Annotated in this window: 13 protein-coding genes and 1 pseudogene; 12 read left to right on the top strand and 2 right to left on the bottom strand. The window is 66.5% G+C overall.

The window, feature by feature from the left end; all coding sequences use genetic code 11:
• The 3 genes and pseudogenes from ACOJSF_RS12765 to ACOJSF_RS12755 form a co-directional block, all read left to right on the top strand.
• Positions 1–609 (top strand): annotated as a pseudogene (locus ACOJSF_RS12765) (glycosyltransferase family 2 protein); the annotation flags it as partial.
• Entirely contained in the window at positions 606–1,220 is a 615-nt protein-coding gene (locus ACOJSF_RS12760; RefSeq protein WP_420142578.1) for a serine O-acetyltransferase, read from the top strand. The pseudogene ACOJSF_RS12765 and the gene ACOJSF_RS12760, both read left to right, overlap by 4 nt.
• A 67-nt stretch (positions 1,221–1,287) precedes the next feature.
• On the top strand, positions 1,288–2,649 hold the full coding sequence (locus ACOJSF_RS12755) for an oligosaccharide flippase family protein (RefSeq protein WP_420142577.1): 1,362 nt from the start codon (positions 1,288–1,290) through the stop codon (positions 2,647–2,649).
• Between the two features lie 38 nt (positions 2,650–2,687).
• Here ACOJSF_RS12755 and gatA read toward each other — a convergent pair whose 3' ends face one another.
• Positions 2,688–4,169, bottom strand: a complete 1,482-nt coding sequence (gatA, locus tag ACOJSF_RS12750) for an Asp-tRNA(Asn)/Glu-tRNA(Gln) amidotransferase subunit GatA (protein WP_420142576.1) — start codon at positions 4,167–4,169, stop codon at positions 2,688–2,690.
• The gene (gene gatC, locus ACOJSF_RS12745; RefSeq protein ID WP_420142575.1) at positions 4,169–4,456 is read right to left on the bottom strand and encodes an Asp-tRNA(Asn)/Glu-tRNA(Gln) amidotransferase subunit GatC; all 288 of its coding nucleotides are present in this window, start codon (positions 4,454–4,456) and stop codon (positions 4,169–4,171) included. The genes gatA and gatC overlap by 1 nt, the downstream gene beginning before the upstream one ends.
• Before the next feature lie 132 nt (positions 4,457–4,588).
• On the opposite strand from gatC, the gene ACOJSF_RS12740 reads away from it, so the two are divergent.
• The 9 genes from ACOJSF_RS12740 to ACOJSF_RS12700 all read left to right on the top strand — a co-directional run.
• The gene (locus tag ACOJSF_RS12740) at positions 4,589–5,368 is read left to right on the top strand and encodes a succinate dehydrogenase iron-sulfur subunit (protein ID WP_420142574.1); all 780 of its coding nucleotides are present in this window, start codon (positions 4,589–4,591) and stop codon (positions 5,366–5,368) included.
• Positions 5,369–5,419: 51 nt separating this feature from the next.
• On the top strand, positions 5,420–6,556 hold the full coding sequence (locus tag ACOJSF_RS12735) for an acyltransferase family protein (protein WP_420142573.1): 1,137 nt from the start codon (positions 5,420–5,422) through the stop codon (positions 6,554–6,556).
• A gap of 3 nt (positions 6,557–6,559) precedes the next feature.
• Complete coding sequence (gene zapE / locus ACOJSF_RS12730; protein WP_420142572.1) at positions 6,560–7,672, top strand: cell division protein ZapE; 1,113 nt, start codon at positions 6,560–6,562, stop codon at positions 7,670–7,672.
• Between the two features lie 85 nt (positions 7,673–7,757).
• Positions 7,758–9,311 (top strand): O-antigen ligase family protein, encoded by a 1,554-nt coding sequence (locus tag ACOJSF_RS12725; protein ID WP_420142571.1) that lies wholly within the window; start codon positions 7,758–7,760, stop codon positions 9,309–9,311.
• A gap of 135 nt (positions 9,312–9,446) precedes the next feature.
• Positions 9,447–10,409: a malate dehydrogenase gene (mdh, locus tag ACOJSF_RS12720; RefSeq protein ID WP_420142570.1), complete on the top strand. Its 963-nt coding sequence runs from the start codon at positions 9,447–9,449 to the stop codon at positions 10,407–10,409.
• Between the two features lie 34 nt (positions 10,410–10,443).
• Entirely contained in the window at positions 10,444–11,328 is an 885-nt protein-coding gene (sucD, locus tag ACOJSF_RS12715) for a succinate--CoA ligase subunit alpha (protein WP_420142569.1), read from the top strand.
• A gap of 83 nt (positions 11,329–11,411) precedes the next feature.
• On the top strand, positions 11,412–14,327 hold the full coding sequence (locus ACOJSF_RS12710) for a 2-oxoglutarate dehydrogenase E1 component (protein ID WP_420142568.1): 2,916 nt from the start codon (positions 11,412–11,414) through the stop codon (positions 14,325–14,327).
• A 1-nt stretch (position 14,328) separates the two neighbouring features.
• Entirely contained in the window at positions 14,329–15,621 is a 1,293-nt protein-coding gene (gene odhB / locus ACOJSF_RS12705) for a 2-oxoglutarate dehydrogenase complex dihydrolipoyllysine-residue succinyltransferase (protein ID WP_420142567.1), read from the top strand.
• 104 nt (positions 15,622–15,725) lie between these two features.
• The coding region (locus ACOJSF_RS12700) for an FAD-dependent oxidoreductase (protein WP_420142566.1) at positions 15,726–16,036 on the top strand (311 nt) is incomplete at its 3' end.

The following is a 16,036-nucleotide window of genomic DNA, read 5'->3' as shown; positions in this document are numbered from 1 at the left end:
GAAGAGGACGGGACGGTCTGGCCGAGCGCCTTCCGCTTCCATTCGCCGCGCAGCGAGCTGGCCGCCGCCATCGATTTCGGGCCGGTCACGCGCCTGCTTGGCAATCCGGTCGTGGCTCCGCCCCAGCCGCAGGCACCCGCGCCCACCGACTGGGTGAGCGGGACCAGCATGATGGTGACGCGCGCGGTGATCGAACGGATCGGCCTGATGGACGAGGATTATTTCCTCTATTTCGAGGAGACCGATTACTGCGCGCGCGCGGCGGAGGCCGGGTTCGGCATCTGGTCGGTGCCCGCGAGCCGGGTGATGCATCTCGGTGGGCAGGCCACGGGGGTGACCGGGGCGGCCCGCGCGCAACGGCGGCGGCCGCGTTACTGGTTCGCCTCGCGCGCGCGGCTCCTGATCCATCTTTATGGCCGCGGGGGCGCGCACCTCGCCAATCTGCTGTGGCTTGCGGGCTATCCGGTGGGCCGGCTGCTGGGAGGCTTGCGCGGGCGCCGGCGGGATGATCCGCCGCGCTACTGGCGCGACTTCCTCAGCGCATATTATGGGCCGGGGGGGATCATGTACCGGCCGGACAAGCGCGCCTCGGGCATGGGCGTGGCATGACCGGCCTGCCCGCGCACCCCTCGCCCGATCCGCTGGTCCGCCCGCAGAGCGACCTCGACCTCGGGCGGTACAATCTCAATCCCCCCGGCCGGACGCTGCGTCAGCTCCTGCGCGAGGATTATGAAACGCACGGGCGCGATCCGTGGAGCCAGGGCTTCTGGGCGATCGCGGTGCATCGCTTCGGCAACTGGCGCATGGGGGTGCGCAACAAGCTCCTGCGCGCGCTGTGCGGGCTGCTGTTCCGGATCGCGCACAAGCATGTGCAATGGCTGTGCGGGATCGATCTGACCTACACCACGCGCGTCGGGCGGCGCGTGCGCATCTGGCACCAGGGCGGCATGACGCTGGAGGCGCTGGAGATCGGCGACGACGTCCACATCCGCCAGAACACCACCTTCGGCCTGCGCCAGCATGGCGACGCGCGCTGGCTGAAGCCGGTGATCGGCCCCAATTGCCAGATCGGCGCGGGCGCGGTGATCGTGGGCCCGGTAGTGATCGGCGCGGGATCGACCATCGGGGCGAACGTGGTGCTGGCGCAGGACGTACCGCCGGACAGCATCGTGACCGTTCCCAAGCCCGTCATCCGTCCCCTCGTCCGCGCAGCGCCCTGATGGCCCGCGGGCGCGTCCACGAGGACGTCTCCTTTCCCCCGTTCCGAAATCCAGGAAACCGATCGTCATGACCATCAGTCCCGCGCGCCTGCCGGCGGCGGCGCGCATCAAGCAGATGATGACGGGCGGCGCCGCGAGCATCGCCTTCCACGCGATCGTCACCAACATGCTGCGCATCGTCTCGTCGATGACGCTGACGCGGCTGCTCGATGCGCATGCATACGGCGTGGTCGGGGTGGTCACCTCGGTCGCCTACGTGCTGACGATGCTGTCCGAAGTCGGGCTGAGCGCCTTCATCGTCCGCCATGCCGAGGGGGACGATCCCCGCTTCCTCGATCAGGTCTGGTCGATCCGCCTGATTCGCGGGCTGATCCTGTGCGGGGCGATGATCGCGCTGGCGCAGCCGGCGGCGACCTTCCTCGAAAAGCCTGAAATGGCGCTCGTGATCGCGGTGTGGAGCGTCAGCTTCCTGATCGAGGCCGGCTCCTCGCTCGCCTTCGCCACCGCGATCCGCGAGCAGAAGCTGTGGCGGCTCAGCATGCTCGATCTGGCGCTGAACGTCGTCACGCTGATCCTCTCGGTCCTGATCGCGCTCGTCTGGCGCAGCTATTGGGCGCTGATCTGTGGGATGATCGGCGGCGCGCTGGTCAAGGCCGTCCTGTCCTACACCCTGTTTCCGCAGTCGCGCCGCCGCTGGACGTTCAGCGCGCCCCGGTCGAAGGAGATGTGGAGCTTCTCGCGCTATATCGCGATGTCGAGCCTGCTGACCCTGCTGGTCATGCAGTCGGACAAGATCGTGCTGGCCCGGCTGATGCCGCTCACCGTCTACGGCCTGTACGCGATCGCGACGACGCTCAACCTCGCGCCCGCCACGTTGGCGTATAATTACGCTAATCGCGTCCTCTACCCGATCTATGCGCGCGTGGCGCGGGACGAGCCGGGATCGCTGCGGCGAGTCTTCTACGATCGCCGGCGCAAGGTCGTCTGCCTGTACATGTTCGCAGTCGGCGGCCTGATCGGCGGCGCGCCGCTGCTGGTGGAGATGCTGTACGACGATCGCTACCGCGACGTGTCGATCTACCTGCGCCTGCTCGCCATTTCGACGATGCTGATGATGCCCAGCTACGTCGCGAACCAAGTGCTGATGGCGCTGGGCCACACCAAGTCGATGCTGGTGTCCAACATCTTCCGCATCGTCTGGCTCGTGGTCGGCGGGGCGATCGGGCTGGTCACGGGGGACGTCATGCTGCTGGTGGCGGTGGTCGGCACGGTCGAACTGCCCGGCCTGCTCTGCTTTCTCTTCAACCTCCGGCGCGTCGGCCTGCTCAGCATCCGCGAGGAAGCGTACGGCTTCGCCGCCGGGGCGCTGGGCGGCGCGATCGGCTGGGGCCTGTGGGAGGCCGCGCTGCTGCTGTTCGGGCCGTTCTGAACGCCGGCGCCCGGCCGTTCAGCCGCGCGCCCGGAGCCCTACCACCAGCGGCCGGGGCGTGCGGAAAAGCCGGCCCGCTCCTCGATCGCCAGCCCGGCGTTCAACACCGCCTGCTCGTCGAGCGGGCGGCCGATGATCTGGAGCCCGAGCGGCAGGCCGGTCTGGTCGAGCCCGCCGGGCACCGACATTGCGGGCAGGCCGGCGAGCGAACTCGGCACGGTGAAGACGTCGTTGAGATACATCGCCAGCGGATCGGCCGATTTCTCGCCCAGCGCGAATGCCGCCGACGGCGCGGTCGGGGTGAGCAGCACGTCGCACGTTTCGAATGCCTGCGCGAAATCGCGCACGATCAGTGAGCGGACGCGCTGCGCCTTCGTGAAATAGGCGTCGTAAAAGCCGGCCGACAGCACGTAGGTGCCGATCAGGATGCGGCGCTTCACCTCCGCCCCGAACCCGTCCGCGCGTGTCGCGGAGTACATGTCCTGCAGGTTCGCGCCCTCGGGCAAATCGCGCAGGCCGTAACGCACGCCGTCATAGCGGGCGAGGTTCGATGACGCCTCCGCCGGGGCGATGATGTAGTAGGTCGGCAGCGCATATTTGGTATGCGGCAGCGACACTTCGACCACGTTGGCGCCGGCATCGCGCATCAGCTCGATCCCGCGCTGCCACAGCGCCTCGATCTCCGCCGGCATGTCGTCGACGCGGTATTCCCGGGGGATGCCGACCGTCTTGCCCCGCAGGTCGCCCGACAGATTTTCTTCCCATGCGGGCACGGGCAGGTCGAGGCTGGTCGCGTCCTTCGGATCGAACCCGGCCATCGCCTCCAGCATGATCGCGCAGTCGCGGACATCGCGCGCCATCGCGCCCGCCTGGTCGAGGCTGGACGCGAACGCGATCGTGCCCCAGCGCGAGCAGCGGCCATAGGTCGGCTTGATGCCCGAAATGCCGGCGAAGGCGGCCGGCTGGCGGATCGATCCGCCGGTGTCGGTGCCCGTCGCGCCCGGCGCGATCCGCGCGGCGACCGCGGCCGAGCTGCCACCCGACGAACCGCCGGGGGCGAGCGGCGCGTTTCCGCCGTCATTGCGTCGCCATGGGGAGATGACATTGCCGAAATAGCTGGTCTCGTTCGACGAGCCCATCGCGAACTGATCGAGATTGAGCTTCCCCAGCATCCCCGCCCCGGCGAGGAACAGCCGTTCGGTCACGGTCGATTCGTAGGTCGGAACAAACCCCTCCAGCATGTGGCTGGCCGCCGTGGTCTGCACGCCGTCGGTGCAGAACAGGTCCTTGATGCCGAGGGGTACGCCCGACAGCGGACGGACCGATCCTTCGCTTCGCTCCTGGTCGGCGGCATCGGCGGCGGCGAGCGCATGTTCGGGCGTGTCGACGATGAAGGCGTTGAGCGGCTTGGCCGCGGCGACGGCGGCGTTGAACGCCTCCGCCACCTCGCGCGCGGTAAAGTCGCCGGCGCGGAAGCCGTCGCGGATGTCCGCGATGCCGAGGTCGGTCAGGTCGCTCACTATTCGATCACCTTGGGCACGGCGAAGAAGCCATGTTCGGCCTGCGGGGCGTTGGCGAGCACCGCATCGCGGATGTCGCCATCGTTGATCACGTCCTCGCGCAGGCGCAGATGGTTGGGAATGACCGCCGCGAGCGGCTCGACTCCGGCGGTGTCGACCTCGCCGAGCTGCTCGACCCAGCCGAGAATGTTGTTGAGCTCATGCGTCATCGCTTCCACCTCGCCATCGGTGACGGCGATGCGGGCGAGGCTGGCGATCTTGCGGACCTGCGCGGCGTCTACGGACATGGGCAGCGCGGCTAGCAGCCGGGGCAGGGGGCCGCAACCGCAACGCGCGTCCACGTGGCCACAATCGCGCATAGGGGGTTTCGCACCTGCACCATAATGCTTATCAGCGCGCCCCAAGAGGTAGGCGATCAAATGGCAGAATTCAGGCTTCCGAAGAATTCCCGCATCACCAAGGGCAAGTCCCATCCGGCGCCCGAGGCGGGGCGGAAGCGAGCCTTCAAGATTTATCGCTACGATCCGGATTCAGGTGAGAATCCGCGTTACGACACCTACGAGCTCGATCTCGACCAGACCGGGCCAATGGTCCTCGACGCGCTGCTCAAGATCAAGAACGAGATCGATTCGACGCTCACCTTCCGCCGTTCGTGCCGCGAGGGCATTTGCGGCTCCTGCTCGATGAACATCAACGGCCGCAACGGGCTCGCCTGCACGACCGCGATCGAGGACATGAAAGGCGAGGTGCGGATCACGCCGCTGCCGCACATGGACGTGGTCAAGGATCTCGTCCCCGACTTCACCCATTTCTACGCGCAATATGCCTCGATCCGTCCGTGGCTGCAGACGGTCACGCCGGCGCCGTCGGCCAAGGAGCGGCTGCAGTCGCCCGAGGATCGCTCGAAGCTCGACGGCCTCTACGAATGCATCCTCTGCGCCTGCTGCTCGACCTCGTGCCCCAGCTATTGGTGGAATTCGGACAAGTTCCTGGGCCCGGCGATCCTGCTCCAGGCCTATCGCTGGCTGGCGGACAGCCGCGACGAGATGACCGGCGAGCGGCTCGACGAGCTCGAGGATCCGTTCCGCCTCTATCGCTGCCATACGATCATGAATTGCGCCAACGTCTGTCCCAAGGGGCTCAGCCCGGCCCGCGCGATCGCCGAGATCAAGAAGATGGAGATCGAGCGCCAGCTCTGATCGTCGCCGGGGTTGGGGAAGGCGACGCGGCCGTTTGTTCGGGGGGAAGACATGCGGCATTACCTCGGTCTGCTGACGCAGCCCACGGGCGCGATCCGCGAGACCTTCTATTCGATCGACATCCTGCGCGGGCTCGCCGCGATCTCGATCCTGGTCTTCCATTACACCCATTTCACGATGGGCAACGGCGCGCTGGCGATTGCGCCCGAGCGGCTGGATACGGTTCCGATCCTGCGCGACCTCGGCTGGTTGCGCGCGAACGGCGCGCTGGCCGTCCAGCTCTTCTGGACGATTTCCGGCTTCGTCTTCATGAACGTCTATGCGGGCGAAGCGGTTGGCGCGCGGACCTTCTTCGTCAACCGGCTGGCCCGCCTCTACCCGCTGCATCTGCTGACTTTGCTGATCGTCGCGGCGGTGCAGGCGGTCAGCATGGGCCGGTTCGGGCCTTTCCTGATCTATCCGGACAACAGCGCCGCCGAGTTCGTGCGGCATCTCTTCTTCGCGTCCGCCTGGTGGGACGCGCAGCGCCTGTCGTTCAACGGGCCGGTGTGGTCGGTGTCGGTCGAGATCCTGATCTACCTGGCCTTCTGGGCTTATGTTCGCGTGACGCGGCCCAGCCTTTTGACCGCGGGGGTCCTGGCCGGGGTTTTCCTGCTGCTCAGCGCGGCGACCCAGAACCTCATCTTCCTCTGCGGCGCCTTCTTCTTCGCGGGTGCGGCCGGTTATGCCTGCTTCGTCCTGACGCCCGTACGGTCGCGTGGCATGCTGGCAGTGTTCTGGGGGCTGGTGCTGATCGTGTGGACGCTGGCGCTGCTGTCGGGGCGGATCGATCGCTTGCCGCTCACGATCCGCTTGGTCGGCCTGTTCGTCCCCGCGCTTCTCCTCCTCGCCTCGGGCGAGCTGATGGGGCTGCAGCCCTTCTTCAAGCGGCTCCGCACCGTCGGCGACATCACCTATTCGACTTATATGTGGCACACCCCGCTGCAGATGCTGTTTCTGCTTGGGGCGGGGTTCGGCCTCTATCCGGTAACCATCGCGCTCGGCGGCGGATTCTTCCTCGCCTATCTGCTGGTCGTGATCGCCTTTGCTTATACGTCCTATCGCATGATCGAGCGACCGGCGCAGGCCGCTGTCCGGGCGCGCTTCCTCCATACCCGCAAGCCCCGGACAATCATCTCGGCCCCCTGATCCATGCCCACGCCTCTCGCACGCTATGACCGGCTGGCCGCGGCCGGCGAACTCCGTCCCGATCCCGCCCAGCGCCGCGTCGCGGAGCGGCTCGATCGGCTCGCGGCCGAGCTGGAAGCGCAGCCGACCAAGGGCAGCCTGCTCTGGCGGATGCTCGGCCGCCGGCCGGAGCCGGTGCGCGGCGTCTATCTCTGGGGTGGGGTAGGGCGCGGCAAATCGATGCTGATGGACCTGCTTTACGAGTGCGCGAACATGCGTCCGAAGCGCCGGGTCCACTTCCACGAATTCATGCTCGAGGTTCACGATCGGCTGCGGATCGAGCGCGCAGGCGAGCATGGCGATCCGATCCCGCCGGTCGCGGCGGCGATCGCGGCCGAGGCGCGGCTCCTCGCCTTCGACGAAATGGTGGTCAACAACACCGCCGACGCGGCGATCATGAGCCGGCTGTTCACCGCCATCATGGATCACGGCACGACCGTGGTGACCACGTCGAACCGTCCGCCGCGCGATCTCTACAAGGACGGGCTCAATCGCGCGCTGTTCCTGCCCTTCATCGACCTGATCGAGGCGCGGATGGACGTGTTGGCGCTCGACGGGCCGACCGATTATCGCCTCGCGCGTCTGGCCGGGGCGCCGACCTGGTACACGCCGCTGGGGGACGAAGCGACCGCAGCGGTCAGCCGCGCCTTCTTCCGCATGACCGATTACCCGCCCGACGATCGCGCGCACGTGCCCTCGCTCGAGCTCAAGGTTCCGGGCGGCCGCACGCTGCACGTGCCCAAGGCGCTCAAGGGCGTCGGGGTCTTCTCATTCAAGCGGCTGTGCGGCGAACCGCGCGGGGCGGCCGACTATCTCGCGATCGCGCGCGCGTTCCACACCGTGATCGTCGTCGGCATCCCCGTCATGGGGCCCGAGCGCCGCGACCAGGCCGCGCGGTTCAAGGTGCTGATCGACGCGCTCTACGAGCACCGCGTCAAGCTGATCGCCGCAGCGGCGGCCACACCACAGGCGCTCTATCCGGAGGGTGACGGCGCGTTCGAATTCGAGCGGACGGTCTCGCGCCTGATGGAGATGCAGTCGGCGGAATATCTGGCCGAGGGGCATGGCGCGGCATGACGGACCGCGCATGCGGGGCGGGGTGCTTCCCGCCGTGCGCCTCTTGCGATAGGTCGGCGGCAGCAGGGCTCGGGAGCGGCGCGCGGTGAAGATCTACATCATTCTGATGGTCCTGTTCGCCATCAGCTATCCGATCGCCTACAGCCTGATCGGCAGGACGCTGCGCCGCCATGTCGGGCCGCTGTTCGTGATCTGGTTCGCGCTTATCACGCTGGCCGGTTTTTATGCCCCGAGCGCGATGATCTACAACGGTTTCGCCACCATCGTCACGCTCGCGACGGTGCGCGACCGGCTCGACGCCGTGTGCCGCTACGTGCTTGCGATCGCGCTGCTGCCGACCGTTATCTGGCGCCTGTATCTCGGGCCAGTCTATTTCGGCGATTTCAACGTCCACGATTTCCTGGGCATGGCACTCCTCCTCTATGGCTATGCCAACCCGCGTCCTCGCGCGCGCCCGCTGCGCGGGTTCCGGGTGGAGGATGCCTTCGTGGCCCTCGTGCTCTTCATATTCTGGGTGGCGAAGTTGCGTTTCCCATCCGCCTCGCTCTTCCTCAAGGAAGGGCTGTCGATGTTCACCATGATCGTCGTGCCCTACCTCCTGTTCCGCAACCATGTCCGGTCGATCGACGAGTTCCGTCGCGTGCTTGCCTGTCTGATGTTCGGGGCCGCCATCCTGTCTCTGTATGCGGTCTACGAGGCGACCTTCGGCTGGGCGATGTTCGGCGTGATCGAGGTTCGACTGTGGGAGAGCGGGACCATGGTGTCGAAGAGCTTCATGCAGCGCGGCGGCGCGCTGCGGGCCTCGACGACGATGGCGGGACCATTGTCGCTCGCTTTCTTCTTCGCGCTGGCGCTGGTGGTCACCTTCACGATGCGTGATTTCATTCGGCAGCGCTGGGCGTGGATATGCTGGATACTGGCGCTGTTCGTCGGGCTGCTGATGACCCAGTCGCGCGGCAACACCGCCTGTTTCGTCCTTGGCTATGTGATCTACTGTATCGTCCGCCGGAAATATGGGTTGGCGTTTGCCAGCGCGGGGGGCGGTGCCGTTGCGGCGATCCTCGTCATATTCGGCGCGCAATTTTCCTCGACGCTGGCAGGCTTCCTCAATCTCAACGCCGGCGGGGTCGAGGGCGTGTACGACTATCGCGAGCTGCTGCTGCAGCGGGGCCTGGAAGAGGGCATGAAATATCCCCTGTTCGGAACCTCACTTGCCTTTGCGCTCGTGCGCCTGGAGGACATCACGCAGGGGCAGCAGATTGTTGACCTGGTGAATACCTATCTGAACATCTTCCTGATGAGCGGCCTCGCCGGGCTGGTGCCGTTGGCGGTGCTTGCCTTCATGATGCTGCGCAAACAGATCGTCGGCTATCGTGCGATCCGCGACAAGGCGCTGCTCAGCGTACGCGCGGTGGTGATCACGATGTTCGTGGTGATGCTCGTCGAGCTCTCGTTCATGAGCTTCATCGATCGCGTGCCGATGCTGTTGATGCTGATCGCCGCCGGATCGCGCCTGATCGGATTCGAGCGGGCCCGTCTGCTGCGTAGCGGCACGGCCGCGCCGTCGGGAATATTGCGGCCGGAGCGCCGGGTGGAGACCGATCCTCCGGCTGCCGCCCCGCTTCCTGCCGGTGCCTGACGCATTTCCCTACAAAACACCGCGCTGCGCGGTTGAACCCCCGGGAGGATGGGGCTAAGCGGCCCGCGCAGCTTTTCGCGGTCGCATCATTTTGCAACCGCTCTCTCGCACACTGAATCTTGTGAAGGGAGTCGCATGGCTCGAAAGAAAATTGCGCTTATCGGCGCGGGCAATATCGGCGGCACCTTGGCGCATCTCGCGGCCAAGAAGGAACTGGGCGACGTCGTCCTGTTCGACATCGCGGAAGGCGTTCCGCAGGGCAAGGCGCTCGACCTCAGCCAGTGCGGCCCGATCGAGGGCTTCGATGCCAAGATCACCGGCACGAACGATTATGCCGACATCGCCGGCGCCGATGTGATCATCGTCACCGCCGGCGTGCCGCGTAAGCCCGGCATGAGCCGCGACGACCTGCTCGGCATCAACCTCAAGGTGATGAAGTCGGTCGGCGAGGGCATCAAGGCGCACGCGCCCGACGCATTCGTCATCTGCATCACCAACCCGCTCGACGCGATGGTCTGGGCACTGCGCGAATTTTCCGGCCTGCCGCACAACAAGGTGGTGGGCATGGCGGGCGTGCTCGACTCGGCCCGTTTCTCGACCTTCCTCGCCGAGGAGTTCAGCGTTTCGGTCAAGGACGTGAACACGTTCGTGCTCGGCGGCCATGGCGACACGATGGTGCCGGTGGTGCAATATTCCACCGTCAACGGCATCCCGGTGCCCGACCTCGTCAAGCTCGGCCGCACGACGCAGGACAAGATCGACGCCATCGTCAAGCGCACGCGCGGCGGCGGTGGTGAGATCGTGGGCCTGCTCAAGACCGGCTCGGCCTTCTACGCGCCCGCGACCAGCGGCATCGCGATGGCCGAGGCCTATCTCAACGACCAGAAGCGCATCCTGCCGTGCGCTGCCTATGTCGACGGCCAATATGGCCTCGATGGCCTTTACGTCGGCGTGCCGGTGGTGATCGGTGCCGGCGGCGTCGAGGAAGTGGTCGAGATCGCGCTGGATGAAGAGGCCAAGAAGTATCTTCAGGTCTCGGTCGATGCGGTCAAGGAATTGCTGGTTGCCTGCAAGGGTATCGACGAGAGCCTGGCCTGACGGCCGTTCCGTACACGAAGGACGCTGAATACCGATGTCGATCCTTGTTAACGCCAATACCAAGGTCATCACCCAAGGCTTCACCGGCCAGCAGGGCACGTTCCATTCCGAACAGGCGATCGCCTACGGCACGCAGGTCGTGGGGGGCGTGACGCCGGGCAAGGGCGGGCAAACGCATATCGGCCTGCCCGTGTTCGACACGGTGCATGAGGCGGTCGCGACGACCGGCGCCGACGCCTCCGTCATCTACGTGCCGCCGCCCTTCGCGGCCGACTCGATCCTCGAGGCGATCGACGCCGAGGTGCCGCTGATCGTGTGCATCACCGAGGGGATTCCGGTGCTCGACATGGTCCGCGTCAAGCGCGCGCTGTCGGGTTCGAAGAGCCGCCTGATCGGCCCGAACTGCCCCGGCGTGCTGACCCCGAACGAATGCAAGATCGGCATCATGCCGGGCAACATCTTCTCCAAGGGTTCGGTCGGCGTCGTTTCGCGTTCCGGCACGCTGACCTACGAGGCGGTGTTCCAGACCACGAACGAGGGTCTCGGCCAGACCACGGCGGTCGGCATCGGCGGCGATCCGGTCAATGGCACCAACTTCATCGACGTGCTGGAACTGTTCCTGGCCGACGACGCGACCCAGTCGATCATCATGATCGGCGAGATCGGCGGTTCGGCCGAGGAAGAGGCAGCGCAGTTTCTGAAGGACGAGGCGAAGCGCGGTCGCAAGAAGCCGATGGCCGGCTTCATCGCGGGCCGCACCGCGCCCCCGGGGCGCCGCATGGGTCATGCCGGCGCGATCGTTTCGGGCGGTCAGGGTGGCGCCGAGAGCAAGATTGCGGCGATGGAGGAGGCCGGCATCCGCGTGGCGGCCAGCCCGTCCGAGCTCGGTGCGACGCTTTCCGCGCTGCTGAAGGGTTGATTAACGGAAGGGTCAGGATCACCTGACTATTCGCGCCGCGACGGGCCGTTTCTTTCTGGCGGCAAAGCGATGAAGGACGAACGATGGGTATCGAAGGGATCGGCTTCGACGGGCTGGAGGGCGTAAGTCCCTCCTTCGCGGAGGCGCTGTACCAACGATACCGCGCCGATCCGCAGTCGGTGGATGCCGGCTGGCGGGACTATTTCCAGGCGCTGGAGACGACGGTCACCGGGCCAAGCTGGGCGCGACCGAACTGGCCGCCGCAGGAGACCGACGCGCTCACCGCCGGGCTCGATCCGACGCAGATGGAGCCTGCGCCCAAGCCGGCCAAAGGCGGAAAGCCTGCGGCAGCCGCGCCTGCCCCGGCGGCCACGGTTCAGCCGGGCGACATCGCAGCGGCGGCGCTCGATTCGATCCGGGCCGTGACGCTGATCCGCACCTATCGCGTGCGCGGCCACCTGCTCGCCGATCTCGATCCCCTCGGCCTGGCGCATCAGGAAAGCCCGGCCGACCTGACGCCCGAATATCACGGCTTCACCGCCGCCGACATGGATCGCCCGATCTTCCTGGGGGGCTGGCTCGGCGTCGAGCGCGCGACCGTGCGCGAAATCGTGGCCATCCTGCGCAAGAATTATTGCGGCAAGGTCGGGCTGGAGTTCATGCACATCCAGGACGTCGAGGAGCGCGAGTTCCTCCAGGCGCACATGGAGGGCAAGGACAAGGAGATCAGCTTCACGCCGGAAGGCAAGAAGGCGATCCTCGGCAAGGTCGTCGAGGCCGAGCAGTGGGAAAAATTCCTCGCCAAGAAGTATGTCGGCACGAAGCGCTTCGGGCTCGACGGCGGCGAGAGCATGATTCCGGCGCTCGAAGCGGTGCTGAAATATGGCGGCGCGGCGGGTGTCGAGCAGGTCGTGATCGGCATGGCGCATCGCGGCCGCCTCAACGTGCTCACCAACGTGATGAAGAAGCCGTATCGGATCCTCTTCCACGAATTCGCCGGCGGATCGGCGAATCCGGAGGATGTCGGCGGTTCGGGCGACGTCAAATATCACCTCGGCACGTCGACCGATCGGGAATTCGACGGCAACGCCATCCACCTCAGCCTCGCGCCCAATCCCTCTCACCTCGAGGCGGTCGACCCGGTCGTGCTCGGCAAGGCGCGCGCCAAGCAGACGACACTGCAGGACAATGAGCGGGCCAAGGTGCTGCCGATCCTGATCCATGGCGACGCGGCCTTTGCGGGCCAGGGCGTGATCATGGAATGCTTCGGCTTCTCCGGGATCCGCGGCTACAATACGGGCGGCACGGTCCACTTCATCATCAACAACCAGGTGGGCTTCACCACCTCGCCGCAGTTCGCGCGCTCGTCGCCGTACTGCTCGGACATCGCCAAGATGGTCCAGGCGCCGATCCTGCACGTCAATGGCGACGATCCCGAGGCGGTAACCTTCGCGTGCAAGATCGCGACCGAATTCCGCGCCAAATTTAAGCGCGACGTCGTGATCGACATGTGGTGCTATCGCCGCTTCGGCCACAATGAGGGCGACGAGCCGGGCTTCACCCAGCCGCTGATGTATGACGAGATCCGCAAGCACCCGCCGGTCTCGAAGCTCTATGCCGACCGCCTCGTCGCCGAGGGGCAGATCGATGCCGATTGGCTCGGCAATGCCGAGGCCGCGTTCGTCGCGCAGCTCGAGGACGAATTTGAGGCGGGCAAGAGCTACAAGGCGAACAAGGCCGACTGGTTCGAGGGCGAATGGGCCGGCCTGGCCGCCCCGCGCGAGCCGATTACCGAGCGTCGTGCCGCCGCCAGCGGCGTGACGCGGGAGGCGCTGGACAAGGTTGCCGGCGTCCTCACCACCGTTCCCGACGATTTCTCGCCGCACAAGACGCTGGTCCGCATCCTCGATGCAAAGCGCCAGATGTTCGAAACCGGCCAGGGTTTCGACTGGGCCACGGCCGAGGCGCTCGCTTTCGGCACGCTGATGCTCGACGGCTATCCGGTCCGTCTTTCGGGCCAGGATGTCGGGCGCGGCACGTTCAGCCAGCGCCACGCCGCCTGGACCGACCAGAAGGACGGCCATCGTTACTTCCCGCTGTCGACCATTGACCGCAAGTTCCAGGTGCTCGACAGCCCGCTGAGCGAGTTCGGTGTGCTCGGCTTCGAATATGGCTATGCCGGTCAGTCGCCCAACACGCTGGTGCTGTGGGAAGCGCAGTTCGGCGACTTCGCGAACGGCGCGCAGGTGATGATCGACCAGTTCATCGCCGCCGGTGAGGCCAAGTGGCTGCGCGCGAACGGCCTCGTGATGCTGCTGCCGCATGGGTATGAAGGACAGGGGCCGGAGCACAGCTCGGCGCGGCTCGAACGCTATCTTCAGCTGTGCGCCGAGGATAATATCCAAGTCGCGAATTGCACCACGCCGGCCAATTATTTCCACATCCTGCGCCGCCAGATGCTGCGCAAGTTCCGCAAGCCGCTGATCATGATGACGCCGAAGTCGCTGCTGCGGCACAAGGCGGCGGTGTCGACGATCGACGAGTTCCTCGGCGACAGCCACTTCCACCGGATGCTGGACGATACGAACGCGCCGGCCGATGCGGACGTGAAGCGCCTCGTCCTCTGTTCGGGCAAGGTTTTCTACGACCTTGCCGAGGCGCGCGATGCGGCCGGCGACGCGAACACGATGATCGTGCGCGTCGAGCAGCTTTATCCCTTCCCGTCGGACGCGCTCGTCGGACGCCTGTCGCGCCTGCCCAACCTCGAGACGGTGGTGTGGGCGCAGGAGGAGCCGAAGAATAACGGGTCGTGGTTCTTCGTGGAGCCGCTGATCGAAGAGGCGCTGGCGCAGGCAGGCAAGGGCCCGGCGCGCCCTGTCTATGCCGGCCGCAAGGCCTCCGCCGCCACGGCCACCGGCCTGATGAAGAACCATGCCAAGCAGCAGGCGGCGCTGATCGCCGAAGCCCTCGGCCACGACACCGACAAGAAAGCGAAGTAACATGGCGACCGAAGTGAAGGTGCCCACGCTGGGCGAATCGATCACCGAAGCGACCTTGGGCCAGTGGCTCAAGCAGCCGGGCGAGGCGGTGAAGGCCGACGAGCCCATCGCCAGCCTTGAGACCGACAAGGTCGCGGTCGAGGTCAATGCTCCGGCCGCCGGCGTGCTCGCCGAACATGTCGCGGGCGAGGGCGACACGGTCGAGGTCGGCGCGATCATCGCGCGCATCCAGGAAGGCGCCAGCGCGTCGACCAGCGCGACCCCGGCTGTCGAGGACCGCACGGCGGTCGGCAAGGCCGAGGCGGCGGAGCCGCCGGCCCCCGCCGCCGCACCCGCGGGCGGTGGCGCGCCGCAGGCCGCGCCTGCGGCCTATGGCAATCACGGCGAGGCGGAGGCCGGTGGATCGGCGCAGACGCTGTCGCCGTCGGTTCGCCGCGCGGTGCTGGAGCACGGCGTCGATCCGTCCCGGATCAAGGGCAGCGGCAAGGATGGTCGCCTGACCAAGGACGATGTGATCGCCGCCGCCAAGGGCGGCACGGCCGTGGCGGCGCCCGCCGCCGCCGCCGCTCCGGCCGCCCCCGCCGCCGGCCCGCAGCGCAAGGAGGAGCGCGTCCGCATGACGCGCCTGCGCCAGACCGTCGCCAAGCGGCTCAAGGATGCGCAGAATACCGCCGCCCTGCTGACGACCTTCAACGACGTCGACATGACGGCGGTGATCGAAGCGCGCGCCAAGTATAAGGATCTGTTCGAGAAGAAGCATGGCGTCCGCCTGGGCTTCATGGGCTTCTTCGTGAAGGCCGCGTGCCAGGCGCTGAAGGACATTCCGGGCGTCAACGGTCAGATCCAGGGCGACGAGATCGTCTACCACGATTATGCCGACATCTCGGTCGCGGTGTCCGCCCCGCAGGGGCTGGTCGTGCCGGTGATCCGCGATGCCGACCAGCTTTCGGTCGCCGGGATCGAGAAGACGATCGGCGATTTCGGCAAGCGCGCCAAGGACGGCACGCTCAAGATGGAGGAGATGAAGGGCGGTACCTTCACCATCTCCAACGGTGGTGTGTTCGGTTCGCTGATGTCGACCCCGATCATCAATCCGCCGCAGTCGGCGGTGCTCGGCTTGCACCGGATCGAGGAACGCCCTGTCGTTCGCGACGGGCAGGTCGTGGTGCGGCCGATGATGTATCTGGCGCTCAGCTACGATCACCGCCTGATCGACGGCCGCGAGGCGGTGACCTTCCTCGTCGCGCTGAAGAACGCGATCGAGGATCCGACGCGCCTGCTGATCGACCTGTAATCCCTTACGTCTTCCGTTCGTGCTGAGCCTGTCGAAGCACTGACCTTCTTCGAAGCGGAAGAAAGAGCTGCCCTTCGACAGGCTCGGGGCGAACGGAGTGCGAAATGGCTGACTTTGATTTCGACGTCCTCGTGATCGGCGCGGGCCCCGGCGGTTATGTCGCCGCGATCCGTGCCGCGCAGCTTGGCCTGCGCACCGCCTGCGCGGAAAGCCGTGAGACGCTGGGCGGCACCTGCCTCACTGTCGGCTGCATTCCGTCCAAGGCGATGCTGCATGCCTCCGAGCTGTACGAGGAAGCGGCCGGCGGCGCGCTCGCCAAGCTGGGCGTGAAGATCGACAGCATGAGCCTCGATCTGGAAACAATGCACGCGCAGCGCCGCGACGCGGTCAAGCAGCTCACCGGCGGGATCGAATA

This window comes from Sphingomonas sp. (genome assembly GCF_048594985.1).
In the GTDB taxonomy this organism is placed as follows: domain Bacteria; phylum Pseudomonadota; class Alphaproteobacteria; order Sphingomonadales; family Sphingomonadaceae; genus Sphingomonas_I.
Note: the sequence above shows the minus strand (reverse complement) of the source record. Positions and strands in the feature narration are given on the sequence as shown.